This window comes from Pseudomonas sp. MH9.2 (assembly GCF_034353875.1).
In the GTDB taxonomy this organism is placed as follows: Bacteria; Pseudomonadota; Gammaproteobacteria; order Pseudomonadales; family Pseudomonadaceae; genus Aquipseudomonas.
On the sequence record NZ_CP133784.1, the window covers coordinates 363,559 to 389,466 of the forward strand.

Annotated in this window: 15 protein-coding genes; 6 read left to right on the top strand and 9 right to left on the bottom strand. The window is 57.5% G+C overall.

Annotation, left to right across the window (positions count from 1 at the left end; all coding sequences use genetic code 11):
* Positions 1 to 15 precede the first annotated feature (15 nt).
* The 5 genes from RHM55_RS01690 to RHM55_RS01710 all read right to left on the bottom strand — a co-directional run bounded on the left by RHM55_RS01690 (position 16) and on the right by RHM55_RS01710 (position 8,155).
* Positions 16 to 1,116, bottom strand: a complete 1,101-nt coding sequence (locus tag RHM55_RS01690) for a tetratricopeptide repeat protein (RefSeq protein WP_322179222.1) — start codon at positions 1,114 to 1,116, stop codon at positions 16 to 18.
* A gap of 178 nt (positions 1,117 to 1,294) precedes the next feature.
* Positions 1,295 to 2,689 carry a TolC family protein gene (locus RHM55_RS01695; protein ID WP_322179223.1) on the bottom strand — a complete coding sequence of 465 codons (1,395 nt, stop codon included), beginning with the start codon at positions 2,687 to 2,689 and terminating at the stop codon, positions 1,295 to 1,297.
* A complete protein-coding gene (locus RHM55_RS01700) occupies positions 2,686 to 5,865 on the bottom strand; it encodes an efflux RND transporter permease subunit (protein WP_322179224.1) in 3,180 nt (1,059 codons plus the stop codon). Before RHM55_RS01700 ends, RHM55_RS01695 begins: the two co-directional genes overlap by 4 nt.
* Before the next feature lie 12 nt (positions 5,866 to 5,877).
* Positions 5,878 to 7,119 (bottom strand): multidrug efflux RND transporter periplasmic adaptor subunit MexE, encoded by a 1,242-nt coding sequence (gene mexE, locus RHM55_RS01705; protein WP_322179225.1) that lies wholly within the window; start codon positions 7,117 to 7,119, stop codon positions 5,878 to 5,880.
* Positions 7,120 to 7,237: 118 nt separating this feature from the next.
* Positions 7,238 to 8,155 (bottom strand): LysR family transcriptional regulator, encoded by a 918-nt coding sequence (locus tag RHM55_RS01710; protein WP_322179226.1) that lies wholly within the window; start codon positions 8,153 to 8,155, stop codon positions 7,238 to 7,240.
* A gap of 474 nt (positions 8,156 to 8,629) precedes the next feature.
* Here RHM55_RS01710 and RHM55_RS01715 point away from each other — a divergent pair, with 474 nt between their 5' ends.
* From RHM55_RS01715 to pgm, 5 genes are all read left to right on the top strand, one after another.
* Complete coding sequence (locus RHM55_RS01715) at positions 8,630 to 9,652, top strand: zinc-dependent alcohol dehydrogenase family protein (protein ID WP_322179227.1); 1,023 nt, start codon at positions 8,630 to 8,632, stop codon at positions 9,650 to 9,652.
* A 591-nt stretch (positions 9,653 to 10,243) separates the two neighbouring features.
* The gene (locus RHM55_RS01720; protein WP_322179228.1) at positions 10,244 to 11,740 is read left to right on the top strand and encodes a hypothetical protein; all 1,497 of its coding nucleotides are present in this window, start codon (positions 10,244 to 10,246) and stop codon (positions 11,738 to 11,740) included.
* A 108-nt stretch (positions 11,741 to 11,848) separates the two neighbouring features.
* Positions 11,849 to 13,246 (top strand): PLP-dependent aminotransferase family protein, encoded by a 1,398-nt coding sequence (locus tag RHM55_RS01725; protein ID WP_322179229.1) that lies wholly within the window; start codon positions 11,849 to 11,851, stop codon positions 13,244 to 13,246.
* 113 nt (positions 13,247 to 13,359) lie between these two features.
* Positions 13,360 to 15,651, top strand: a complete 2,292-nt coding sequence (locus tag RHM55_RS01730) for an ATP-dependent DNA helicase (protein WP_322179230.1) — start codon at positions 13,360 to 13,362, stop codon at positions 15,649 to 15,651.
* Between the two features lie 144 nt (positions 15,652 to 15,795).
* A complete protein-coding gene (gene pgm, locus RHM55_RS01735) occupies positions 15,796 to 17,442 on the top strand; it encodes a phosphoglucomutase (alpha-D-glucose-1,6-bisphosphate-dependent) (RefSeq protein ID WP_322179231.1) in 1,647 nt (548 codons plus the stop codon).
* 128 nt (positions 17,443 to 17,570) lie between these two features.
* Here the strand turns inward: pgm and RHM55_RS01740 are convergent, their stop codons facing one another.
* From RHM55_RS01740 to RHM55_RS01755, 4 genes are all read right to left on the bottom strand, one after another.
* Positions 17,571 to 18,248, bottom strand: coding sequence for an RES family NAD+ phosphorylase (locus RHM55_RS01740; protein WP_322179232.1), 678 nt, complete (start codon positions 18,246 to 18,248; stop codon positions 17,571 to 17,573).
* A complete protein-coding gene (locus RHM55_RS01745) occupies positions 18,248 to 18,655 on the bottom strand; it encodes an MbcA/ParS/Xre antitoxin family protein (protein WP_322179233.1) in 408 nt (135 codons plus the stop codon). The genes RHM55_RS01740 and RHM55_RS01745 overlap by 1 nt, the downstream gene beginning before the upstream one ends.
* 470 nt (positions 18,656 to 19,125) lie before the next feature.
* Entirely contained in the window at positions 19,126 to 21,177 is a 2,052-nt protein-coding gene (locus RHM55_RS01750) for a bifunctional DedA family/phosphatase PAP2 family protein (RefSeq protein WP_322179234.1), read from the bottom strand.
* A 266-nt stretch (positions 21,178 to 21,443) separates the two neighbouring features.
* Positions 21,444 to 23,225, bottom strand: a complete 1,782-nt coding sequence (locus RHM55_RS01755) for a SulP family inorganic anion transporter (RefSeq protein ID WP_322179235.1) — start codon at positions 23,223 to 23,225, stop codon at positions 21,444 to 21,446.
* Between the two features lie 615 nt (positions 23,226 to 23,840).
* Here RHM55_RS01755 and RHM55_RS01760 point away from each other — a divergent pair.
* On the top strand, positions 23,841 to 25,820 hold the full coding sequence (locus tag RHM55_RS01760) for a C1 family peptidase (protein WP_322179236.1): 1,980 nt from the start codon (positions 23,841 to 23,843) through the stop codon (positions 25,818 to 25,820).
* Positions 25,821 to 25,908: the final 88 nt, after the last annotated feature.

The following is a 25,908-nucleotide window of genomic DNA, read 5'->3' on the forward strand; positions in this document are numbered from 1 at the left end:
GCGTATATCAGAGCACTAGAGGCCCTGTTGAAGCGCAGGGTCATCCGGGTTCTGCTGCTCCAGTTCTGCAAGCAATACCTGAACCTTTTGTAGTTGCCCACTTTCTTGCCAGTAACGAATCAGCAGGACCCGTGCTGCACGATTGGCGGGGTGACGCTGGACGATTTCTTCGAGCTGCTTCTGTGCCGCCTCCAGTTGATCGAGGTCGTGCAAGGCAACGGCCAGGTCATAGCGGTAGCCATTATTTTCCGGCTCAAGCTCCAGCGCTTTTGCCAACGCAAGCAGGGCGTATTCGCTTTGCCCGTGGTGCAGCAGCCATATACCCAATACGTGTTGCAGCGTCGCGGATTTGGGGTTGCGCTCTAGCTGTTGACCCAGCAGCTGCCGAGCCTTGTCAACCTGGCCCTGCTTATCGAATGCGGCAATCTGGGCCAGTCCGGCTTGCAGGTTATTCGGGTCCAGCACGATCGACTGTTCCAGCGCCTTCATGGCCGGAATCTGATCACCGCTGTGCAGATAAAGGGTGGCCAGTTGCAGTTGGCTCTGACTGGTCGGCGGCTGGTCAGCGAGGATGTGCTCATACTCTTCAACGACCTGCTCCAACGGGCCAAAGTACAGTCCCAACTCGTCGGGTGTCAGTCCCAGCAGGGCTTTCGCCGCACTGAAGCGTGTGGCCTGGTCGGTTTCATCGAGCAGAGGCCCCAGCAACACACTGCGCTGACTGCCGGAAACCAGCTTGACGATGGCATCAATCGCCGCCTGTCGGACCGTTAGCGCGCTGTGGTGTAAATCACCATTTGCCAGTTTCAATGCCTGTGGGCTCGGGTAGTTAGGCAACTCTACCAGCAAGTTGACGCGGCGGATGTCAGACAGGTCGGTACGTGACAACTGTTGATAAAGTACCCGAGCGGCTCCTGGCTTACCGTTGTGCGCTTGTTCCAGGGCTTGGGAGTAACCGTGCGGGGTAGCAAAGGTCGGCGGAGTGGAAGGAGGGCTGCGAAACAACAGGAAACCCGCGCCAAAAACTATGATTGATAGCGTGATCGTGTAACCGAGGCGCCACTGACGGCCGGTTTTTGGCTCAGTGGAGGAACCTTTAAAAGGCGGTTTTGGCATACCTGTATCCAGACCATGACGGCTTGCAGCTTCACGGAGTGACTGTCAGCTGTCAAATGACAATCATCCCGACATCCCCGACAGCGTGTTCGGAGGGAGCACAAAAAGCCCCGCGACCGTAAGGAGGCGAGGCTGAAAGGTTAACCGATGAAGTCCATCACTAGAGGAGTTACGGGTATCAGGCCTGTGGCTGCCAGCCACCACCCAACGCCTTGTAAATGGCAACAATTCCCCGATACATCTCGACCTCGGCCTGAGCCTGAGAATCTTCGGCGGCCAATCGCTCACGCTCGGCGTCGAGTAGCACAAGGAAGTCCACTGTGCCTTCGCGGTACTGAATAGACGCCAAGTCAGCAGCGGAACGACTCGCTTCGCTTTGACGCAACAGCGAGATCAGCCGTTGTTGCCGCTTACCATAGTCACTGAAGGCATTTTCCGACTCTTCCAGGGCCAGCAGCACCTGCTGTTCATAGGTGGCCAACGCGCCGTCGGCTTGAGCATCGGCGCCACGAATCCGTGCACGCACGCTGCCGAGGTCAAACGCGGCCCAGGTAATGCTTGGGCCAAGCGCCCAGGCTTGCGCGGCTGATGAGCCGAGTTGCGAACCGCGTGCGGCGGTGAAGCCCAGGAACCCACTGAGGCTGACGCGTGGGAACAGGTCTGCAGTCGCGACACCGATGCGCGCCGTCGCAGCCGCCAGTTGGCGCTCGGCACTGCGCACGTCGGGACGATGGCGCAGCAGCTCAGTCGGATCGCCGATGGGCAAGGCTTTGGCGATGGCCGGCAATTTAGCCGGGCTCAGGTCGATGGTCAGGGCCTCTGGACGCTCGCCCAACAGCGTGGCGATGCGATTGCGCTGGCGCACTTGTTCTGCTTGCAGTTGCGGCACAGTGGCCTCGACGGCCGCCAGTCGTGCATCGGACCGCACTACGTCGAGCTCATTGCCCACACCGGCTTCACGCAGGTTCACGGTAATGGTGCGCGAGTCCTCTTGGTTCTTCAGGTTGGCCCGAGCAATGCCTTCGCGCAGTTGTGCGCCGCGCAGTTGCCCGTAAGCATCGACCAACTCGGCAGTCATGGTGACCTGAAGTTGGTAAAGATTGGCTTCGGCCACCTCCTGATCGGCGGTGCTGGCTTCCAGTTCACGCTGGATCCGTCCGAACAGGTCGAGCTCCCAGGCCATGTCCAGTCCCAGGTCATAGCGCTCGGTGTTGACTCGTTGGGTCGTGGTCCCCGGTTGCTGACCTTTGCCCAGATCGCTGCTGACGCGGCTGGTGATCACCGGCATGGCATCGTTGCTGATGTCGTCGCGAATCGCACGGGCTGCGCGCAAACGGGCAAAGGCGACGCGCAATTCACGGTTGCCGGTCAATGACTGAGCCACTAGCTGGTTGAGAATAGGGTCATCGAACTGCTGCCACCAGACGGTTTCAAGGTGACTGCGGTCGTAGTGACCTTGTGCCGCTGATTCGACCTTGGCCGGTGCGGTGTCCGGGGTTTTATAGTCCGGGCCGACGGCGCAGGCCGCGAGGGCAAGGACCAGAAGGCTCGGGAGAAAGAGTTTTACGCTCATTGTTGCGCCTCCAGCGTCAGGGCCTTGTCAGCGTTGCGAGCCTGCTTGCGTCCCACATAGTTACGGATCAATACGTAGAACACCGGTGTCAGCAGCAGGCCGAAGAAGGTCACCCCGAGCATCCCGGAGAACACCGCCACGCCCATGGCATGACGCATCTCTGCACCGGCACCGCTGGACAAGACCAGAGGCACAACACCCATGATGAACGCGAAGGAGGTCATCAGGATTGGACGCAGACGCAGACGGCACGCTTCGAGTACCGCAGCCAGCGGGGTCATACCTTCATCTTGTTTGTCTTTGGCAAACTCGACGATCAGGATCGCGTTCTTACACGCCAGGCCCACCAATACGATCAAGCCAATCTGGGTGAAAATGTTGTTGTCGCTACCGGCAATGATCACCCCGACGATGGCTGACAGCAGCGTCATCGGTACGATCAGAATCACCGCCAGAGGCAGGCTCCAGCTTTCATACAGCGCGGCCAACACCAGGAACGCCAGCAGCACACAGAGCGGAAACACCAGCAGTGCAGTGTTGCCGGACAAAATCTGCTGATACGTCAGGTCAGTCCACTCGTAGGTCATGCCGTTGGGCAGTTCTTCCTTGAGCAGTTTTTCAACGGCGCTCTGCGCTTGCCCGGAGCTGTAGCCGGGCGCGGCTGCACCGTTGATTTCAGCCGTGATGAAGCCGTTATAGTGCATGACGCGATCAGGCCCTGAGGTATCGCTGACCTTGATGAACGTCGCCAGGGGGATCATTTCGCCCACGTTGTTGCGCACTTTCAGTTGACCGATCTGCTCAGCCTCCAGACGGAATTGTTGTTCAGCCTGAACGTTGACTTGATAGGTACGGCCAAAACGGTTGAAGTCGTTGGCATACAACGAACCCAGATAGACTTGCAGGGTGTCGAAGATGTCCGAGATAGCTACACCGTGGGTTTTAGCCTTTTCACGGTCGATAGCGGCATCGACCTGTGGCACGTTGACCGTGTAGCTGGTGAATAACCCGGCCAGTTCAGGCACGCCATGGCTCTTGTTGATGACGTTCTGGGTTTCTTTGTACAGCTCTTCGTAACCCAGGTTGCCACGGTCTTCGATTTGCAAGCGGAAGCCGCCAATAGTGCCGAGTCCCTGCACCGGTGGTGGCGGGAAGATCGCCATGTAGGCTTCCTGGATCACACCGAACTTACCGTTCAAGGCACCGGCAATCGCGCCCGCCGATTCGCTCTTGTCCTTGCGCTCGTCGAATGGCTTCAAGGTCACGAAGACGATGCCCGCGTTAGGGCTGTTGGTGAAGCCGTTGATCGACAGGCCAGGGAAGGCGACCGCACTTTCTACACCAGGCTGTTTGAGCGCGATGTCAGACATGCGTTTGATCACATCTTCGGTACGGTCCAGGCTTGACGCATCCGGCAGTTGAGCAAAGGCCACCAGATACTGTTTGTCTTGTGCAGGCACGAAACCGGTCGGCGTGTTGGCGAAGCCGAACCAGGTCATCACGATCAAACCCGCGTAGACAAACAAGGCGATGCCGCTGCCACGGATAACCCGGCCTACGGTTCCTACATAGCCACGGCTGGCTTTGTCGAAGAATCTGTTGAACGGCCGGAACAACCAGACACCGAACAATTTATCGAGAAATCTGGAAAAGGCATCCTTCGGCGCATCGTGGCTTCTAAGTAACACGGCGGCCAGGGCTGGCGACAAGGTCAAGGAGTTGAACGCGGAGATCACTGTAGAGATCGCAATCGTCAGGGCGAACTGTTTATAGAACTGCCCGGTCAACCCGGAGATGAATCCCGCCGGGATGAACACTGCGCACAACACCAGCGCGGTGGCGATGATCGGTCCGGTGACTTCACGCATGGCGCGTTTGGTCGCTTCGACCGGCGTCAGTCCCAGCTCGATATTACGTTCGACGTTCTCCACCACGACGATGGCATCGTCTACCACGATACCAATGGCCAGTACCAATCCGAACAGCGACAGCGCATTGAGCGAGAAACCGAACATGTGCATCACGGCAAAGGTGCCGATCAGTGAGACCGGAACAGCCACCAATGGAATGATCGAGGCGCGCCAGGTCTGCAGGAACAGGATCACCACGAGCACGACCAGGATCAGTGCTTCGAACAGCGTGTGGACCACTGCTTCGATGGAGCCGCGGACGAAGATCGTCGGGTCATAGACAATCGAGAAGTCCATGCCTTCCGGGAAGTTCTTCTTCAGTTCGGCCATTTTGGCGCGAACTTCGTTGGAGATATCGATGGCATTGGAGCCGGGGCGCTGGAAGATCGGGATAGCCACCGCAGGCTGGTTATTCAGCAGAGAACGTAATGCATACTGGCTGGAGCCAAGCTCGATCCGCGCAATGTCCTTGAGGCGAGTGATTTCCCCTCCGGCGCCGGAGCGGATAATGATGTTTTCGAACTCTTCCTCACTGACCAGGCGACCCTGAGTATTCACCGACATCTGGAAGCTGGTGGCACCCGGCGCAGGTGGCGAACCAAGGGACCCGGCAGCGACCTGACGGTTCTGTTCACGTATCGCAGCCACGACGTCGGTCGCGGTCAGGTTGCGTGAAGCGACCTTGTTCGGATCAAGCCAGACACGTAGCGAATAGTCGCCCATACCAAACAGTTGGACATCACCGACACCGCCCAGACGCGCCAATTCATCCTTGATATTGAGCAAGGCATAGTTGGACAGGTAGAGCATGTCGTAGCGTTTGTCCGGCGAGGTCAAGTGCACGACCATGGTCAGGTCGGGGGATGCCTTGTCCACGGTGATACCAATGCGCGTCACTTCTTCGGGCAGTTTGGGGGTGGTCCGGGTCACACGGTTTTGCACCTGCACCTGAGCGTTGTCCAGGTCAGTACCCAGGGCGAAGGTGATGGTCAGGGTGATTTTGCCGTCAGCGGTGGACTGCGAGGACATGTAAAGCATGTTCTCGACGCCGGTGATCGCCTGTTCCAGCGGTGCAGCCACGGTTTCACCGATGACCTTAGGGTTGGCACCCGGGAAGTTTGCACGCACCACGACGGTGGGGGGCACGACTTCCGGGTATTCACTGATCGGCAGCTGGAACAGTGAAATCGCGCCTGCGATCAGGATCAGCAGTGATAACACCGCTGCAAAGATCGGCCGCGTAATAAAGAATTGAGAGAAGTTCATTATGGTTATCCCTTAACCGCGCGGCGAAGCAGTGCTGGCAAGTTTGGCCGCAAGCTTGGGCTCGACGGGCTTCAGGTTGCTGGCTTCGAGTGCTTGACGTTGCTTGTGCAGGGCGGCTAGGGTTTCGGCGCTGGCCATCATGGCTGTTTCAGGGTCTACCGCTTGCCCCGGGCGAACCCGTTGCAGGCCCTTGACCACGATGGTGTCGTCTTTGCTCAGGCCGCTGCGCACAATGCGTAAACCTTCGAGTTTCGGACCGAGTTCCACGCTGCGGTAGGCCGGTTTATTGTCGGCGCCCATGACCAGCACGAATTTCTTGCCAAGATCAGTGCCGACTGCTTCGTCATTGATTAGCACGGCAGAGTAAGTACCGCTGCCTACCAGCTTGAGACGGGCGTACAAGCCCGGAGTGAATTGGCCGTCGGTGTTATCGAAAACCGCACGGCCTCGGATGGTCCCGGTTTTCGGGTTGACCTGATTGTCGACGAAATTCATCTGGCCCTGATGCGGGTTGTCGCTTTCGTTCGACAGACCGAGGAATACCGGCGTGCTTTGGCCGCGCTGGCCTTTGCGAGCAAGCTCGGTGTATTTCAGATAAACCCGCTCATCGGCATCGAAATACGCGTAAACCTTATCGGTGGACACCACGCTTGTCAGCGGCGTGACATCCGCAGTCACAATGTTGCCAGCGGTGATTTCGGCGCGGCTGACGCGGCCACTGATCGGCGAAGTTACGCGGGTAAAGCTCAGGTTCAACCGAGCCAGATCGAGTTGCGCCTGGATGGCATCGGCGCCGGCTTTCGCTTCTTGGGCGGCGCTGTTGCGCGAGTCGGCGAGTTCGGCGGAAATAGCATTGCTGGTCAGCAGGCGTTGGCCACGCTGGGCTTCATTGCCACTGCGTGTCAAATTGGCGCGAGCTTGTTGCAGTTGGGCTTCGAGGCGACGAACTTCAGCCTGGAAAGGACGAGGATCGATCTGGAATAGCAGGTCGCCTTTCTTGACCAACGCACCTTCAGTGAAAGCAACTTGATCAATCTGGCCAGAAACCCGTGGGCGGATTTCAACGGTTTCCGGCGCCTCAAGGCGCCCGGTGAATTCATCCCATTCATTGACGGGCTGTTCCAGTACCTTGGCCACGGTGACTTTTGCAGCTGCCGGAGCCACAGTCGCAGCGGGATCGCGACCACAGGCGCTGATCACGACCAAGGCCAGGGCCGCAAGAGGGTAGCGCACGTATTTGAATGACTGTGCCATGGGAATAATCCGTCAAATTGTTAAGTTGGCGGATTTTGTTCTGGCGGGTTGTATTGCACGAATCGAATGGGTTGAAGGTCAGTATCATTCAGAATGATATAGATCCGTCGATGAGGCTCTAGTTCAGGCTATCAGGGTCACCAAAGAACATCTGAATACGCGAACGCAGCCATCGTTCCCCTGGGTCATTGTCCTGGGAGCCACGCCACGCCATGTGCAGCTCAAAGCTACGCGTTTCAATCGGTACCTCTTCAGCGCGTACGCCTCCGGCGGCGGCCAGTACATCAGCGGCATAGTCCGGAACGGTCGCCACGATATCGGTACCGGCCAGCAGCGAGGCCAAGCCATTGAACTGTGGCACGGCCAGCACAACATGACGCTTGCGCCCGATTTTTTCCAGGTACTCGTCGATAAATCCGCTTAAATCACCCGAGAACGAGACCAGGGCATGAGGCCGTGTGCAGAAGTCATCCAGGCTGAGTGGGCCTGGTACCGTGTCCGCGCGCAACAACTTGGCCCGGCTAAGGCGCAGCACTTTTCGTTTGGCATTGGCGGGCAGATCCATGGTGTAGCTGACGCCAATGGAGATTTCGCCAGAAGCGAGCATCGCGGGCATCAGGATGTAGTTGACCCGTCGTACCACCAGCACAATGCCTGGGGCCTCGGAGCGCAGACGCTTGAGCAACGAAGGCAAGAGTGCGAACTCCGCGTCGTCGGACAAGCCGATGCGGAATACGGCTGTGCTGGTTGCAGGGTCGAATTCTGCCGCACGACTGACGGCCGTGGAGATCGAGTCGAGCGCGGGGGAGAGCAGCGCGAAAATGTCCACCGCGCGGGCAGTTGGTTCCATGCTGCGTCCGGTGCGCACGAACAAAGGATCATCGAACAGCCCGCGCAGACGTGAGAGCGCCGCACTGATCGCGGGTTGGCCCAGAAACAGTTTTTCTGCCGCACGAGTAACGCTCCGCTCATGCATCAATGTCTCGAAGACAATAAGGAGATTGAGGTCAACGCGACGCAGGTCATTGCGATTCATGAAAGATGATCTCGGGCCATTTGTCGATGCGAGAGGCCATGCCAGCACTCAGGTGTGCGGCCTATCCGCTCAAACACAGTGGCTCGGATAGGCAAACGCGACGTGAATAGTACGAGGAATCAGTAGCGTTCTGCAGTGATAAATTCAACGCCGGTACATTAATCATCAAAATCATAGTGGATCGCGATATAAAGCGGCTGCAAGACGCAAGAAGGCGTTACACCGGGCATTATCGGGTGCCCCGCGAAAGCACTTGTTCGGTCGACGTGTACGGGTGGGTTGCAATGTCGCGATTAGGTGCGAACAATGCCCCCCATAAAAGCTGATTTTTTTGTTTTCTGCAGCCAGATTTGCGCCACACCGGCGCAGCAGAATCAATGACATGCATGTCGACTATTAATAGCCACTGATAGTGTTCCCGGTAAAGCCCGGATAAAGTTCATGGCATTAAAGGTTCATAAGGCGAGGTTCGAAATGTCCCGCACGATCCGTTTTCATCAGTTTGGTCCAGCCGAGGTCCTCAAGCTTGAGGAGCACCCTGCTGCGCTGCCAGCACCCGGTGAGGTGCAAGTGCGCGTAGAAGCGATTGGTATCAGCTGGTATGACGTGCTCTGGCGGCAAAATCTGGCGCCATCGCACGCTCGGCTGCCCGCCGGCATGGGTCATGAAATGGCCGGTGTGGTGTCGGCAGTAGGCGAAGGGGTTGATGATTTGGCCGTGGGTGACAAGGTCGCCAGTTTTCCTGCGGTCAGTCCCAATGAATACCCGGTGTATGGCGAATTGATTGTGCTGCCACGCCTGGCCTTGACCCGTTATCCGGATGTGCTGAGCCCGATTGAAGCATGCGTTCATTACACGCCACTGCTGATGGCTTACTTTGCGTACATCGACCTGGCACACATCAAGCCAGGGCAGACCGCGCTGGTAACCGACGCCAGTCACTGTGCCGGTCCGGCATTCGTGCAATTGGGTAAAGCCCTGGGTGCAAAGGTCATTGCTGCGACCAAATCTGCTGAACAGCGTGATTACCTGCTGTCGCTGGGCGCGGACAAAGTCATCGTCACGGAGGAACAGGACCTGTTGATGTCCGTCAACAAGTACACCGACAACCGGGGTGCCGATGTGGTGCTCGATGGTTTGGGGGGGCCGCAGATGTCGATCCTCGGCGATGTTCTGGCTCCGCGTGGCAGCTTGGTACTTTACGGTTTACAGGGCGGGAATCAGACGCCATTCCCGGCGTGTGCAGCGTTCCAGAAAAACATTCAGTTCTTTGTACATTGCCTGGGCAACTTCACCGGCAAGCCGGAGCTGGGCATCACTCAGGACGAAGCCGCCGTGCAGCGGGCGTTGCGTGACATCAACCAGCTCACGGCTGATCGGGTTTTGCTGCCGCAGCCTACGCGGGTATTTCCCTTTGCCGAGGTTGTTCAGGCTCATCGTTACATGGACGGTTGTCCCATCGGCGGTCGTGCCGTGCTGCACATCGAACAGGTTTAAATACGGACGTTTATCAACGCCACTGTGCGGGCGCCTCTCAGAGAGTGGTTGCCCTTAAGCGTTCGAACGCGTCACTGGGTAAAAATTGAAGTCTTCCCGTGACGCAAGAGGGTTTTTTTTGTTGTACCTGCTGCACACCCGGTAACGAAGTAACTTCTTGTATCACTGTGCCGTACGTTTAATGCGCTACAACCCATCGTTATAAAATATATACACGCCGTTTAGTGTCGTTTAAATAACGCGCGTCAATCCTGCAACTGTAGATTCGACCTACAATGCACGCGTACTCAGTGGGCTCGGTAATTGCCGGTACATCACTGAAGTATTAAACACGTGTGTTTGTTATTTAGTCGCGTTTGTCAGCCTCTGAACTGCGCTGCTTTTTACTGCGTATCTGTACCTTGCAAACACCTTGGAGACATTGATAATACGTCGGTAATTATTGCTCAGGGAATGAGTCATGGTCGAACAACAATATTTTTCCAGCCCTTCATCGAATCAACGGCCTCAGGCCGACAGCTGGGCGGGCGTGCTTATCAGTCCACTCCGAGGGGCTGCCGATGTGGTTATTCGTCTGTCAGGTGCCGCGCTATGAGTTCTATCCATGAGCAGGCAATGAATTATGTTTACCAACAAGTATTGCAGCGCGTACTCAGTTACTTCACCCGCGCCGAGCGAACAGCGCTTCAGTTACTGATCCAGCGTTTGATCGTGGCGGCCGGGGGAATTGAACGCATCGGAAGTTTCAAAGTAATGATCGCGTTCGGCGGCGGTAAAGACAGCGCCTACACCGTTGCTTTTATGCGGGCTGCGCAATTGAGTATCGCGGGCAGGTCGCCAGCTACCTTCAACTTGCGAGTCGCCACCCTGCGCCACGCAGGTATAACGTCGGCCGTGATGGGTAATATCCATCGCAGTTATTCGGCGTTGTTTCTCTATGACGACCCGCGCGTAGAAGTGTTGATGGTCGATCAACAACAGATTCGACCCTTTCGCGTGGACTTGCCGTTTTCCACGGCGGGGCGTGAGTGCAACCGCTCGGACATGTTATTGACGGGGCATATGACCGCGGGTGACGCTCGTGCGACGTTCTGCAATAGCTGTTACTTGGGGCTGGGCGATTTTTTTGCGCGCGCGGCGTGTTGGGGTACGGGTATCGATGCGTTAGTCAGCGGAGACTCACGCAAAGAGCAAAAGCAATACGCGGCATGGGTCATGCGCCTTGCCGAAGGCTTGGAGGTCCCTGCCTCGGACTGGAGAAATCAGAGTTTCAATGGTGTGCTCAAGACGCTGAACAGTGTCGGTCATGCTTACTATCGCGAGCTGTATGAAGAAGGCGCCGAGCCTGCGGGTCGCCTCGTGGCGTACCCTAATAAATCCGTTGTCCCTGCATTCATTACTATCTTCGATCTGGTCAGTTGCAAAGCGGATGATCATTGGCCTTTGCTGACCGATTTCCTGGGGTTCCAGTTCGATGACCTTGCGTTCAGCTTCAGCGAATCCGATTGCGCCAATCCAATGCTGATGGCGCATATGCGTGGCTTGCAGGCTCACTATGTACGCGGTCGTAGCTACCAAGAAGGGATTGCCGAATACCTGGAGGTTGCAAAGGGGTTGATGTGCAAGAAGCAAATGCCCGAGCGCTTGATTGAACAGGCCATGGCGGCCTATGACGGCAATCAAAACATCGAAGGACGCCGTGCACTTGCATCGGCGCACGCACAGGAGGCATTCGGCCTGAATGACGCGCAGTTGGTGTGCCTGTTGTTCGCCCCGTTCGTGGATTCAGGTCGCGCCCTGGAAGCATTCCTGCGCCGTTGTCATCCGGGAATGCTGGTCGCGTTGCCTGACTTGCACAAAGCGTTAATGGGCCTGCAAGTCCCAGAGCAAGTCCTGCAATGGCTGATCGATATCAGTGGGTTGAGCAAAGTCGGCTTGCAAAGCCTTTACCGTAAAAAAAGGGTGGATTTCGGCGATCAGACATCGCTGATCGCCAGGGTCCGCGCCAGTGACCCCGATAAGCGCAGCATTGTGACGGTCGACCCGAAAACGGGCGAGGCCACGGCCGAAATAGTATCTGGGCGCTAAGCGTGATCCTCATGCCGGCAGCGACTCCCGGAGATTGACAGGCGGAAGTTGCTGCGGGCCCGCGCATGTTCTCTGGGGCGGCGATTACGCATAGACGGGGTACAGCTTATGAAAAACAGCGCTTCCAACTTTGCTTATCAGGCCGTGTATTGCTACCTCAACCAGCTGATTGGTGAGGTTAACAGCGGTTCCACGACCAAATTACCGTCATTGCGCGACCTGGCCAAGCGTTTGAAGGTGTCCATATCGACCGTTCAGTACGCCTATTGCTTGCTGGAAAAAGAGGGCCGGATCCGCTCCGTACCCAAATCTGGCTATTTTGCGTTGCCCTGTCTGATGCCATGTCCCAATGGACAACATGGCGAAGACCTCCTGGAAAAGCTTTACGCCAATGCTCGTCGTCCGGGTATGTTCGTGCTCAGCGATGATGAGCCGACGATGCTGTCATCGCTCGAAAATCCATTGCTGATGCTCGAACGCGAACTGATTCGTCATTACCCGCGTCAGCTCAACCTGCAGTTCCAGCCCTTTGGGGTACTGGAGTTACGCACGGCGCTGGCCGCACGTTACACCTCCTGTGCGCAGCATTGCTGGCACCCTGACAATGTCTATGTCGGGGCGGATTTGCGTGGGGTGCTGAAAATAGTCCTTGATGCACTGGGGCTTCGGGGCGGTACGGTGCTGGTGGAGTCGCCTTGCTCCTGGACTATCTTGCGCTTGCTGCAATCGTTCGATATCCGCGTGATCGAGATGCCACTAGACAATAGCGGTTGCGTGGACCTGCCTTGGTTCGACCAAACAATGCTTCAGGAGGACATTGGTCTGGCGGTCCTGCCGTCAGTGCCTTGTTCGACACAAGGCAGCTTGATGCAATTGGAAAACCGTCAACAGCTCGCCCGTCGACTGAACCTGAATGGCATTTGGGTTCTGGAAAACGACAGCCTCGGCGAACTCTGCTTCGAGCCGCCGGTGGGCCGATTGCGTGACTGGATCAACCCCGAGCGCTTGTTAGTGTTTTCCGCCTTCGACAAGATCATCGGACCTGAAGCACCTTATGGGTATTTGCTGTGCAAGCATTTCAGTGCTGAGTTGCAACGGCACTTTCTGGTGCGCTCCTTCTGCCTGCCACCCATTCGCCAAAAAGCCATTGCGCGGCTTTACAGCTCTGGACGCATCGATCAACACATCACCGGACTGCGGCGCCTGTTGGAGGATCGCATGCTGACCCTGGCCAGCCTGCTGCATGAGCGTGCGGGGGCCAGCTTGCGTTTTAACCTGCCCGGAGGCGGTGCTGCCATTTGGGCCGAATGCGTTCGGCCGGTGAACATGCGCCGCGTGTTTGACCGCCTGCTCAAGCGGCGGATTTTTATCGCGCCCGGTGAAATATTCAGCCTGCAGGGCTTGCATCAGCAAAACCTGCGGATCAGCTTCGCCTTCGATTGGAATCAGGACATTGGCACGGCGCTCAACACGCTGGACGACCTGTTGCGTCAGGAGAGGCTGTAGTCCCATAGCCGTCCGTGCCCGGCCACTGATCCAATTGTATTTGCCAGCGCCGGGCCATAGCTGGTATCTGTATGCCCATCCAGTACCGGTGCTAAAACGGCTTTTCCTCTCCAGTGACACTCGATCCTATCCATAACGCCAACGTTGATGACTCCAGCTATGGGGTGGCCGTGCGTGCCTTGTGCGAATTCACGGCCAAGGCGGGCGACCTCGATTTGCGTTTCACCCCGACGCCTACGGCACTGGAAGGCATGGCCGGACACCGCACGGTGGTTGCCCGACGCGGCGAGGCCTATCAAGCCGAAGTCCCACTCAGCGGTGACTACCTGCAACTCAAGGTTCGGGGCAGGGCGGACGGTTACGATCCGGTACTTAACCAACTTGAAGAAGTAAAAACCTACCGAGGCGACTTGAGTGCGATGCCGGCGAACCACCGGCAATTGCACTGGGCGCAAGCAAAAATCTATGGCTGGCTGCTCTGTCAGCAGATGAAGCTGGGCGAAGTCACGCTGGCGTTGGTCTATTTCAATATCGTCAGCGAGCAGGAAACGTTGTTTCGCGAACGCTATACGGCAAACGCGCTTCACGTTTTTTTCAACGAGCAATGTGCGATTTTTCTGCGCTGGGCCCAGCAGGAACTGGCTCACACCCATGCCCGCAATCAGGCCTTGGGCGCGCTGGCGTTCCCTCATCCGAGTTTTCGCACAGGCCAGCGAACGCTGGCAGAGTCGGTTTATAAAGCGGTCAGCACCGGCTGTTGTCTGATGGCTCAAGCGCCGACGGGTATCGGCAAAACGGTGGGCACACTGTTTCCAATGCTCAAGGCCGTCCCTGGGCAAAAACTCGACAAAGTGTTCTTCCTCACGGCCAAGACCCCAGGGCGCAAGCTGGCACTGGACGCCTTGAGTGTCATTCGCCGCAGCGCACCGGATCTGGCCCTGCGCGTGCTGGAAATGGTGGCCCGGGAAAAAGCCTGCGAACACCCTGACAAAGCGTGCAACGGCGACTCCTGCCCTCTGGCCAAGGGCTTCTATGATCGTTTACCGGCAGCACGCAACGCCGCAATGGACAAACCATGGCTCGATCAAGCCGGCGTGCGTGAAGTCGCCCGTCAACATCAGGTTTGCCCGTATTACTTGAGCCAGGAACTGGCGCGCTGGGCCGACGTGGTGATCGCTGATTACAACTATTACTTCGATCTCAGCGCCTTGCTGTTCGGCCTCAGCCAGTTCAACCAGTGGCGCGTGGCGGTGTTGGTGGACGAGGCGCACAACATGGTCGAGCGCACGCGGCAGATGTACAGCGCCAGCCTAGACCAGCAGAACCTGAACACCCTTCGCGACGGTGCACCTGAGGCGCTGAAGAAGTCCCTGCAACGGCTCAACCGCGAATGGAATGCGTTGCACAAGGATCAGGTGCTCGATTATCAAGCCTATCCCGTGACACCTGCGCGGTTTTTGCAAAGCTTGAATGTGTGTGTGACCGCGATTGGCGACTATTTCAATGAGCATCCCCACGCCGTCGATGGCGCATTGCAGAGTTTCTACTTTGAAGCGATCCAGTTCGCGCGGATCGCCGAGTTGTTTGATGAACATTTTGTGTTCGATATCAACAAGCGCGAACGGGGTGGAAAGCGCAGCCTGTCGCGGTTGAGCCTGCGCAACGTGGTGCCAGCCGGCTTCGTCCGCCCACGTCTGACGGCAGCGTGCAGCACCGTACTGTTTTCCGCGACCTTGAATCCCCGCCGTTACTACGCTGATCTGCTCGGTCTGCCAGGTAATACCGCGTGGGTCGATATCGAGTCGCCGTTCTCCCGGGAACAGCTGGACGTGCGCATCATCAGTCAGATATCTACCCGATTCACCCATCGACAGGCATCACTGGCACCTATCGTCGAATTGATGGCCTCGCAATTTCAGGCGCAACCCGGCAATTACTTGGCCTTCTTCAGCAGTTTCGACTATCTACAACAGGTCGCTGAGCTGCTGCATCAGCTGCATCCACAGGTTCCGTTGTGGCAGCAATCACGCGGCATGACTGAAAGCGAGCGGCAGGCGTTTCTCGATCAGTTCACCTTGAGCAGCCAGGGCATCGGATTTGCCGTGTTGGGTGGGGCTTTTGGCGAAGGCATCGACTTGCCGGGCGCTCGATTGATCGGTGCGTTTATCGCCACCCTGGGCCTGGCTCAATTGAATCCAGTGAATGAGCAGCTCAAACAACGAATGGCTGCGCTGTTCGGCGCCGGATACGACTACACCTATCTATATCCCGGCGTACAAAAAGTCGTACAAGCTGCGGGCCGGGTCATTCGAGGTCAGGATGATCGTGGGGTAGTGATGCTGATCGACGACCGTTTCGCCGAGCGCAAGGTGCAAAATTTGCTACCTGCCTGGTGGCAGCTGTAAAACGTTCAAGGCCTGACGGATAGATAGCTTAGCGTAGCGGTCAAACTGCCAGTAAACTGCCGCCTCATAGCTCCCCTGCATCTGTCGGGGTGTTGCACACAGAACTTGTTCTTTTTTGTCTTCTTCCCTCCATGGAGGTTTCGTATGAGTCTCAGTCCATTTGCTGGCAAACCAGCGCCAGCAGAACTCTTGGTTGATCTTCCGCGACTGGTAACGGCCTATTACACCGGCCAACCTGACGCATCGGTTTCCACCCAGCGCGTTTCGTTTGGCACGTCGGGTCACCGTGGCAGTTCTTTTGAGCTGAGCTTCAACGAATGGCATGTTCTGGCCATCAGTCAGGCTATCTGCCTGTACCGTCAGGTCAATGGCATTGACGGTCCGTTGTTCCTCGGCGCAGATACCCATGCCTTGTCGACACCGGCCAGTGTCACCGCGCTGGAAGTACTGGCGGCTAACGGCGTGCAGGTCATGATCGCCGAAAATGACGAATACACACCCACGCCGGCGATTTCCCACGCCATTATTTGCTACAACCGAGGCCGCACTTCCGGCCTGGCCGACGGTATCGTTATCACCCCGTCGCACAACCCGCCGGAAAGTGGTGGCTTTAAATATAACCCGCCCAATGGTGGCCCGGCAGATACCCACATCACCAAATGGATCGAGGCAAAAGCTAACGAGCTGTTGGCTGAGAAGGTGCTGGGCGTCACTCGTATGACCTATGAAAGGGCCTTGCGTGCAGACACCACCCACCGCCATGACTACCTCAATACGTATGTCGCTGACTTGAAAAACGTCATCGACATGGATGCTATTCGCGACGCAAATCTACGTCTGGGCGTTGACCCGCTGGGCGGAGCCGGGGTGCATTACTGGTCGGCGATCGGCGAGCATTACGGTCTGAACCTGGAAGTGGTCAATCAGCACGTCGACCCGACGTTCCGCTTCATGTGCGTGGATTGGGACGGTCGCATTCGGATGGACCCGTCTTCAAACTTCGCCATGCAGGGGTTGATCGGCCTTAAGGATCGCTTTCAAGTCGCATTCGCTTGCGACCCGGATCACGACCGTCACGGCATCGTCACCCCAACGGGTGGGCTGCTGGCACCGAACAATTATCTGGCGGTGTCCATCGATTACCTGTTTCAGAACCGTCCCCATTGGCGTGCCGATGCCGCCATTGGTAAAACCGTGGTCAGCAGCGGCATGATTGATCGCGTGGCCAAACGCCTGGGCCGACGCCTGTATGAAGTGCCAGTGGGCTTCAAATGGTTCGCCGATGGCCTGTTCGATGGCTCCCTGGGTTTTGGGGGCGAAGAAAGTGCTGGCGCCTCATTCCTGCGTCGGGACGGCAGTGTCTGGACCACCGACAAGGACGGCCTGATCCCGGCATTGCTCGCCGCCGAGATCACCGCCCGTAAAGGCCGCGACCCTAGCGAAATCTATCAGGACCTGACCCGGGAACTGGGCGAACCGTTCTCCACTCGCGTGGAAGCCAAGGCTAACCCTGAGCAAAAAGCGCTGCTGAGCAAGTTGTCGCCCGATCAGGTTAAATCCACAGAGTTGGCCGGTGAAACGATCCAGAGCATTCTCAGCCATGCACCAGGCAACGATCAGGCCATTGGCGGCTTGAAGGTCATGACCGAGAACGGCTGGTTCGCAGCACGTCCTTCGGGCACGGAAGACATTTACAAGATCTACGCTGAGAGCTTTATCGGTGAAGACCACCTCAAGCGTCTGGTGGCAGAAGCGCAGGTGTTGGTAGATGCGGCCATCGCACCGAGATGATTGGCAATTTATAAAGGAGGAGAGGGCGAGAGGAGGGTAGATCATGGCTGCCGCGCGGCGTTCTCAACATACGAATCAAAGGTCGATGTTCGAAGCGCGGTATAGACACCCCGGTCTCAAAGCGGCTATCACAACTGAGTAATTTCGAAGAAGTACCCGATTTTTTGACTTCTGGCTTCCCAAACGTAGCGGATGTGTTTGCCCTGCACCGGTATGGATACCGCTGGAGGGCGGAAAGCGGCTATGCACTCATGCCCATTGGCGCGAACGCTGTTGTACAGGAGCCCCCATGATTTCTCCTCACGGAGCTTTTTGGCAAATGCTTGTGCGGGGCTATAGTTGGCAGGATCAGGGTCATGCAGGTGAGCAAAGCCTGCGCGAATATCGTGCATCGGCTTGACGACCTTGTTCACGTAGGTGCGCATGGTCAGCTCGACATCCGGTTCATTGGTCGCAGCGAGGAATCGTTCCTGGTGGAAGCTGGTCTCGGCGATGGCTGCTCTTTGGCTGCTGGCCGCGTAGTAGATACCGAACGTTCCATCGGTGAACCGACTGATCTTTCCAATATGCGTGAACGCGGCCATAACAGGCGTTGAACCGTGTCCGGATACTCGGTCTTCAGGGGCTACCCGGCTGATAAGGCCCACTTCCTCGGCCAGTCGGTCATTGGTCAGAGACTCCAGTGCATACGACATTTGCAGCTCAGCAGGATCCAGGATGTCTTCGAAGAGGGTGATCGGCGGGAACGAACTGCTGATCACACGGTAAGCACTGTCCCACACGGGTATCTCCAACTTCTCAGCCATTATCCGCGGACCCCATCCAGATAACGGCGAACATCTGCAATATCGACCACACGACCGGCCAGCATGTATTTCAGCGCCGTCTGACCGTTGAAGGGGGCAGCCGTGTTCGGACTGTTGACCCAGGCATACACGCGGTCGCGGTTATTGCTGAATATGATGCTGAGCGCCTTGTGAATGCCCATCAGGTAAGAGATGCGCTCCAGCGTATCGTGCGGCAGCCGCACGCTTGGAATGCGTCGGTATTTGTAAAAGGTCGTGGTGCTGATCGACCCCAGCAATGCACGCTGCTGATCGACTGAGCAGTTCCAGTGTTCCATGAGACCGAAAAAAAACTTCAGCGCGACCCGCCCGGCCTCTGGGCTGTCAATGTCATGTGTAGCGCTATGGGCGTGGCTTGCCGTGACCATGAGGACTCTCCTGAGAGATAAATTACTAATCCCAGTGTATTACGCATACGAAAATAAACAAGCCATGTGTACGCATGCGTAAGCTATTGGCGGGCGACTGGATTGAATCAGTTAGCCAGATCACCCTCAAGGAGCATCTCAACGACTTCATCGTCCGCTGGGCGCAGAGATGCCAGATGATCGGATTGGAGCTTTAAGACCTTTCCACGTGTCATTTTCCAACGTGGTACTGGTGCCATATCCCAAAAGAGCTATCTCCTTATGGATAGTTCCCTTGTCGTCCGCTTGTAATACCGTTGGCGTCACTGTCAGTGACTCCCCGCAGGCTGGAGAGTGGCTGACCATAGTGCATGACCAGCGCCCGAGCACGGACCATGCTCCAGTAGTACGATTTAACGCCCCTGCGAGTACAGCTACCGTGCATGTCGCTCGGGAGGCGGCCGGGTGCAGATATACCCTGACAGTCACGCTCAGTCGGACATCGTTTTCTGTTTCTCACCGTGGCGCGCTAACAGGACCTGCCCATCCCAATCTGAATCTGCGGCTCCTTCGCTCCGGGGGATAAGTCGCCCTCCGTCAAGAGCGGCGGCTAGCGTGTTGCGCGGTGCATTCACATCGGACTGTGTCGACGTCAACGTGATGAGGGATAGTGGATGATAGAAACGCTCCTCCACAACTGAACCCATCCAGAGCGGTACGGTACGTCCGTTCGTGAGTTCGAAATCGACGACCCACATTCGAAGCACGAGGCGTGAACGGGTAAGTGCTCCATCACTATTTGGTCGAACGAGCGTCAGGCTGGGGAGGCGGCCACTCGCGAAAAGTGGAATAACCGGAAGGCCTGTTGGGTCGGCTGGGGCGGTAAGCCAGTTCAGGGCATCCACCGGTGTCCAGTCCGCCGAATTAAACCATCCGTTGCGCTGCAGGGCATCTTGCAAATCCTTCAGGCCTCCGGCCCACTGGAACGTCAGCGGCTCATTCGTCTCGCCAGTGAGATCGATACGCCGTGCCGGCAGTTGCTGCCAACCCGACGCCCACCAATCGGTGGCAGCCATATACGGAGTTCCCACCTTGACGGCGTAGCGGTCGCTGTCGGTCGCATGACTGTTATAGATATTGAGTCCTCCGGTAAGAATCAGAGCTGAACATCCGGCCGCGAGTAGGCTTCTTGGCTCAAGGCGCCTGGCTTGGCGTCGCAGGTAGGACAGTCCGAGCAGCGCGAGCCACGCGGATCCGAATGCCAGTCCCCCGAGCACGTCGGAAAGCCAATGCGCACCAAGGTAGAGGCGTGAGAATGCAATCAGAAACACCAGGGTTGCCGCGCCGAGAGCAACCACGAGACCCCATGCCGGGCGGACCTCGCGCGCGATGAGAAATGCGAGGAAACCGTAGAGCACGACATTGACCGTGCTATGGCCACTGGGGAAGGAAAATGTGCTCCATCCAGAGTAGAGAAGCTCACCGGGTCGAGTTCGATGCAGCGCAACTTTTATGACAGTGTTAAGAACCGAAGCGCCGGCAATCGCAACCAGCCAATAGGCTGCTGTACGCCAGGCGCGTTGCCACATCAGCCACAGCAACACAACAATCGTGACCGCTATCACAACCTTGGTGTCTCCGAGCTCTGTAACAGCGATCATCACCGCATCGCCTGGCACTGTACGAAGATCCTGAAGAGCGTGGTATATCGCGCTGTCTGCGAGCAGCAAGGGGTCACCGGTGACGACATCCTCAAGGATGCCAAGGAAGAGCCAGGCTGCTCCGACGAGAAATACAGCCGACAACGCGAGAGTCCGTGCTTCGGGTCGTGAAGGATCAAGTAAATGGGTGAGACTGCGGCTCAGTCGGGTGTCGTGAGTGCCAGCCCAGCGCTGCAGCCGCCCTAGTGCGTCGATGAAGAAAGGGACGCCGCGACGCACCGTAAAACGTACGATATGCAGGAGCGCCCAGCCCATTGCGAGTAGAACGACCAGCAGGATCGAGAGCGGCTTTGCGGCTGCACCGAGAATACTGAACGTTGCACCGAGGAGCACACCGGACAGAATATGCGACGGAGCCCAAGCGAGCGCCGAGGCAACATTGACGGCATAGAACCGACTGACCGCCATTCCCATCATGCCTGCGAGGAGTGGAATGAAGGCGCGGACGCCCGGAACGAAGCGCGCTAGAAACACACTTTTGGCGCCGTGACGCGTAAAAAATGCCTCGCTGCGTTCAATCAGTTCAGGATGCCGGTTCAACGGCCAGAAACCAAGAATCTCGCGCTGGTATCGATGCCCGAGCCAGAAGGAAAGACCATCGCCTGCTATGGCGCCTAAACTGGCGGCGACCAGCAATGGCCAGAGCAATAACACGCCACTCGGCACCAAGGCACTGAGCGCAAGGATCACGGCTGTGCCTGGAACGACGGCACCGATAATAGGGACTGATTCGGAAAGCGCCAGAAGAAACACCGCCAAGTAGGCGACATGCGGATGCGCCGTCAGGAACTCGATGACCGATGAGACCAAGGACGTCATCATTCGTAGGCTGCCTGTAGAGTGCCGGTGATGAAGCAACCAAGGTGCATATCTTCCCGATTGGCTGCGCAACCATTATGAAGCCGGTACCACGGCAGCGAAACTCCACGGCGAGTTTTTAAAGCGTACAAAATGCAGGGGCAACGTTGGTAAAACCAATAAATTGAGTGCAGTTGAGGTCACTAAACCATCCGTGCACCGGTTCCGACGCAGATCACATTCGCCAGAGGTGATCACCGGAAGGCTACGTTTCAGGATTGCCTCGTCGCTCAGCGATTTTCATCGTCCCAGTCCACCGGATGAGTCAACAGATAGCTGCTCACGGCGGCACCTACAGTCGGAAAAAACGCGTGCTCGCCAAGCCGTGCGAACAGCCCAAAACGCTTGAGCTTGTCCTTGACCGGGTCTTTCATTTCAGCAACGCACAACTCGATTTCAGCAGCGTGCAGGGTTTCGATCAATTCAGCCAGCATGTCGGCAGACGTCACGTCCACACTGGTGACCGGCTCCGCCGCAACGACCAACCAATACACGGGAGTAGGGGAGGCAGCCACCGCATCCAGCACTCGATCCTGGAACAGCTCGGCATTGGCGAAAAATAAGGGGGCGTCCCAGCGAAACAGAACCAGCCCTGGGATCAGGCGTGCGCCTGGATAGCGCTTGAGGTCATGGTAGCCCTGAACGCCCTTGACGCGTCCAAGAACCGCTGAATACGGACGCCAGCCATCCCACAGGAATTCGATGACGGCAATCACGATCGCAAGGCCAATGCCCTGAATCGCGCCGAACACGGCCACGCCAACCGTACAGACAATTGACAGCCAGAACTCCCAGCGCTGGATGCGATAAATTCGCTGCAGGTCGCTGATCTCGATCAAGCCAATGGCCGATGCAATTACCACAGCAGCCAATGCGCTGGTGGGTAGATGCTGCAGCATGTCTGGCGCCATCACCAGCAGCAAGGCCACGGCAAGCGCGCCGACGACGCCGGTCAGCTGGGATCTCGCGCCTGCCGCCTCGGCCACAGGCGTACGTGACGAACTGCTGGAGATGGGAAGGCCCTGAAAGAGTCCTGCGGCCAGGTTCGCGATGCCAAGCCCCACCATTTCCTGGTTCGGGTCGACATAGGTGCGGGTCCGCGCCGCATAGACACGCGAGAGTACGCTGGTGTCGGCGAACGAAATGAGGGCGACGGCGCAACCGCCGATCAGGACGGGGACGATATCGGTGGTTTTGATCCAGGGGATGGCGAACGCAGGCAGGCCTTGCGGAAGGGAGCCAAGGGTCAGCACGCCAGCGCGCGCGTCAAGGCCCAGCACGCCAACGACAACGGTCGCCCCTGCCACGGCGATCAGAATGCCAGGCAGGCGCTGGTTGCCCTTGAGCAGCAGGATTACTGCCAGTGTGACCGCACCGACCATGAACGTGGTCCAGTTGGTCTTTCCCTCCACCACCTCTGTGGCGATGGCCCACAGGTTTCTCAGCGGGCCGTCGGTTTCGATCGAAAAGCCAAAGAGTTTGGGCAGTTGGCTGATCAATACGGTCAGGGCTATTCCGTTCATATACCCGTAGCGGATTGGTTTGGAAAGAAGCTCGGTGACGAAGCCAAGACGCGCTACCCCGGCCAGGATGCATACCGTTCCCGACACGATTGCCATCATCCCCGCAAGGACGACCGCACGCTGTGGGTCGCCGCCGGAGAGTGGCAGGATGACGGCGAGGATGACTGCAACCAATGAGGAGTCTGGGCCCAGCACGAGTATCCGACTAGGCCCGAACAACGCGTAAGCGAGTAGCGGGACGATGGTCGCGTACAGGCCATAGATGCCGGGGAGGCCTGAAGCTTGCGCGTAGGCGATGCCGACAGGCACCAGCATTGTGGTCAGCACCAGTCCGGCCATGATGTCGTGCCGCAACCAGGCTATTTGGTATCCGCGCAGCGTGTTGAGCCCCGGGATCCAGCGACCCCAACCGGCCTGATCGCCCGCCTTCACTCGCAGTGCAATCCGCCCCGATTCCGGGAGGGGGGGCGAAGAATTAGAATCGCTCATAAAGCCGTGGCCCCCCAGGTGAGCAGCACTGATGCGTTGAAGTAAGGGCAATCGCGCTTTGAATTGCTGAAAAAAGCATAGCTGCTCGCGCAGCGTACGCTTCAAAGGCTTCGGTGAACATCTTGCGCGGGCAATGGAGGTCAAGCGTTGAATCGAGTTGTTTTCGATCAGCGCGACGCTCGCGATGGACGCATAACATTAAGCGTTGAAATCAGAAAGGTGTGTTGCCCGAACGGTTAAGTAGAGCCTCTGACTTGTTGCTTTTTGAGTGGTTTAAAGGGGCAGGAATCAGACCATCAATTGAGTTCAAGCTGTCCGCTAAAGGCGGCCCGCCACCGCATTGGCTATGCTTCGTCGAGATATCACACCTCGACGATTTCCCACATGGCTGGGGGGCGCAAAAGCGTCAGTAGTGCCAGTCGCAAATGCGGCAAAGGAGCACTCGAAATGGCATCTAGAACAGGTCGATCCAAAGGCAAAGAGGTCAGCAGTGCCGCTGAAGCACCAGCCACTGACGCTGCACAAAAAAAGGCGACAAAGAAGGTACAGAAAAGCGACGTCGGTAAAGCCACTCCAAAGTAAACCTCATCTGCTCGCACTTCCGGAGCGGCTCAGGTGCGCGTGTTGAATGTCAGGCCTGACGGGCTGGACTTCCGAGACAGCATGTATGTCCCCACCTTGGTGGAGGTTCCGATACGAAGGGAACTCAGCGACTACCAGAAGGCAGGTGTACCGATTCTGGACCAAGGGCGTGAGGGCGCCTGTACCGGATACGGTCTTGCGACAGTTGCGCACTATCTCTTTCGTACCCGTAAGTACCAATCTGACCAGACTCAGGTGAGCCCACAGATGTTCTACGACCTGGCCCGTCGCTACGATGAGTGGGCCGGTGTGGACTACGAAGGTTCAAGTTGCCGTGGCGCAATGAAGGGTTGGTACAAGCACGGCGTTTGTACGGCAGCGCAATGGCAGTCCAAAAGCAAGGTGCCGGCGCTGACCGAAAAACTTGCGCAAGAGGCGGCATTACGTCCGCTGGGCGCATATTTCCGTGTCAATCATACGGATATCGTGGCCATGCACGCTGCAATCGCCGAGGTCGGCGTGTTGTATGCTAGCGCCACTGTACATGCCGGATGGAGCGAGGTCAGTGCTGACGGCTATATCCAGCCGTCATCGGATATCCTCGGTGGCCATGCCTTCGCGATCGTGGCGTATGACCAGGACGGCTTCTGGGTTCAGAACTCCTGGGGGGAGGCTTGGGGCCTCGGAGGGTTCGGTCGCGTGCGTTATGACGACTGGCTCACTAACGGGTTGGATGTCTGGGTAGCGCGGCTTGGCGCCCCCATCAACGTGACAGCGGTGGCGCGTATTGCCAGCCCGACAATCGGTACTGCGGCGGTGTCTTCCAGTGAGACGCTCAGGGAAATTCGGCCGCATGTCATCAGCATCGGCAATGATGGCGCGCTCGACCCTCGCGGCGACATTGGCACCACGCTCGGCAGTGTGCGCGAAATTCTCGACGTGGACTTTCCACGAATCACCGAGAAGTGGAACAAAAAGCGCATCGTCGTCTATGCCCACGGCGGGCTCGTCAGCCAGGCCAGCGCGATTGAAACGGTCGCGGGCTATCGACAGACCCTGCTTGATGCAGAGTGCTATCCACTGGCATTTATCTGGAAAACCGACTATTGGACCACCCTGAGCAACATGCTGGCTGACGCAGCCCGGCGCCGGCGCCCCGAAGGCGTCCTGGACGCAACAAAGGACTTCATGCTCGATCGTTTGGACGATGCTCTGGAACCCATTGCGCGCCTGCTGACTGGCAAATCCGAGTGGGATGAAATGAAGAAAAACGCGCTGCTTGCCACCGTTAGTGCCGAGGGTGGTGCACGGGTGGTAGCCGAGGGGCTCGCGGTGCTTGCGAAACAGGGCGTAGACATCCATCTGGTGGGACACAGTGCCGGGAGCATTTTCCTCGCGCCGCTGGTGCAATACCTAGTGTCAAAGGGTGCCATGAATAGTGGTCCGATGGCAGGTAGCAAGGTGGACGGACTTGGAGCAACGGTTGCCAGTTGTCACCTGTGGGCGCCAGCCTGCACTGTGAAGCTGTTCCAAGAGACGTACCTGGAACCCATCCGTGATAAGCGCATTGGGCAGTTCGGCCTGTTTACCCTGACGGACCAGGCCGAACGCGATGACAATTGCGCGCATGTCTACAACAAGTCTCTCCTCTACCTGGTGTCCGATGCCTTCGAGGATCAGGTCCGCATCCCACTCATTCGTCCCGATGGTGAGCCGATTTTGGGCATGGAGAGTTTCATTCGAAGCGATCCGGCACTCAGCGGGCTGTTCCAGTCGGGAGCAAACGCTGATTGGGTGCGTGCGCCCAATGACCTGCCAAAGGGTAATCAAAGTGCCTCCCAGGCGCGGCATCATGGCGACTTCGACAATGATGAGGCCACCGTCCGGGCCACACTGGCTCGCATACTGGGTCAGCGCCAAACGCCCCAGTCCATGGCTATTCCGCAATCAACTTCCGAGCTGGCGCAGCGCCGGCGGCAGGTGGACCGGGCCAGCACAATCGGACGCCGGTAGCTGTCCACAGGCCTCTTGTGCCAGCGCGATTTCAAGGTGTTGAGTCTGAGGATACGTCTGGGCGCGCTTCCACACATCAATCAACTCT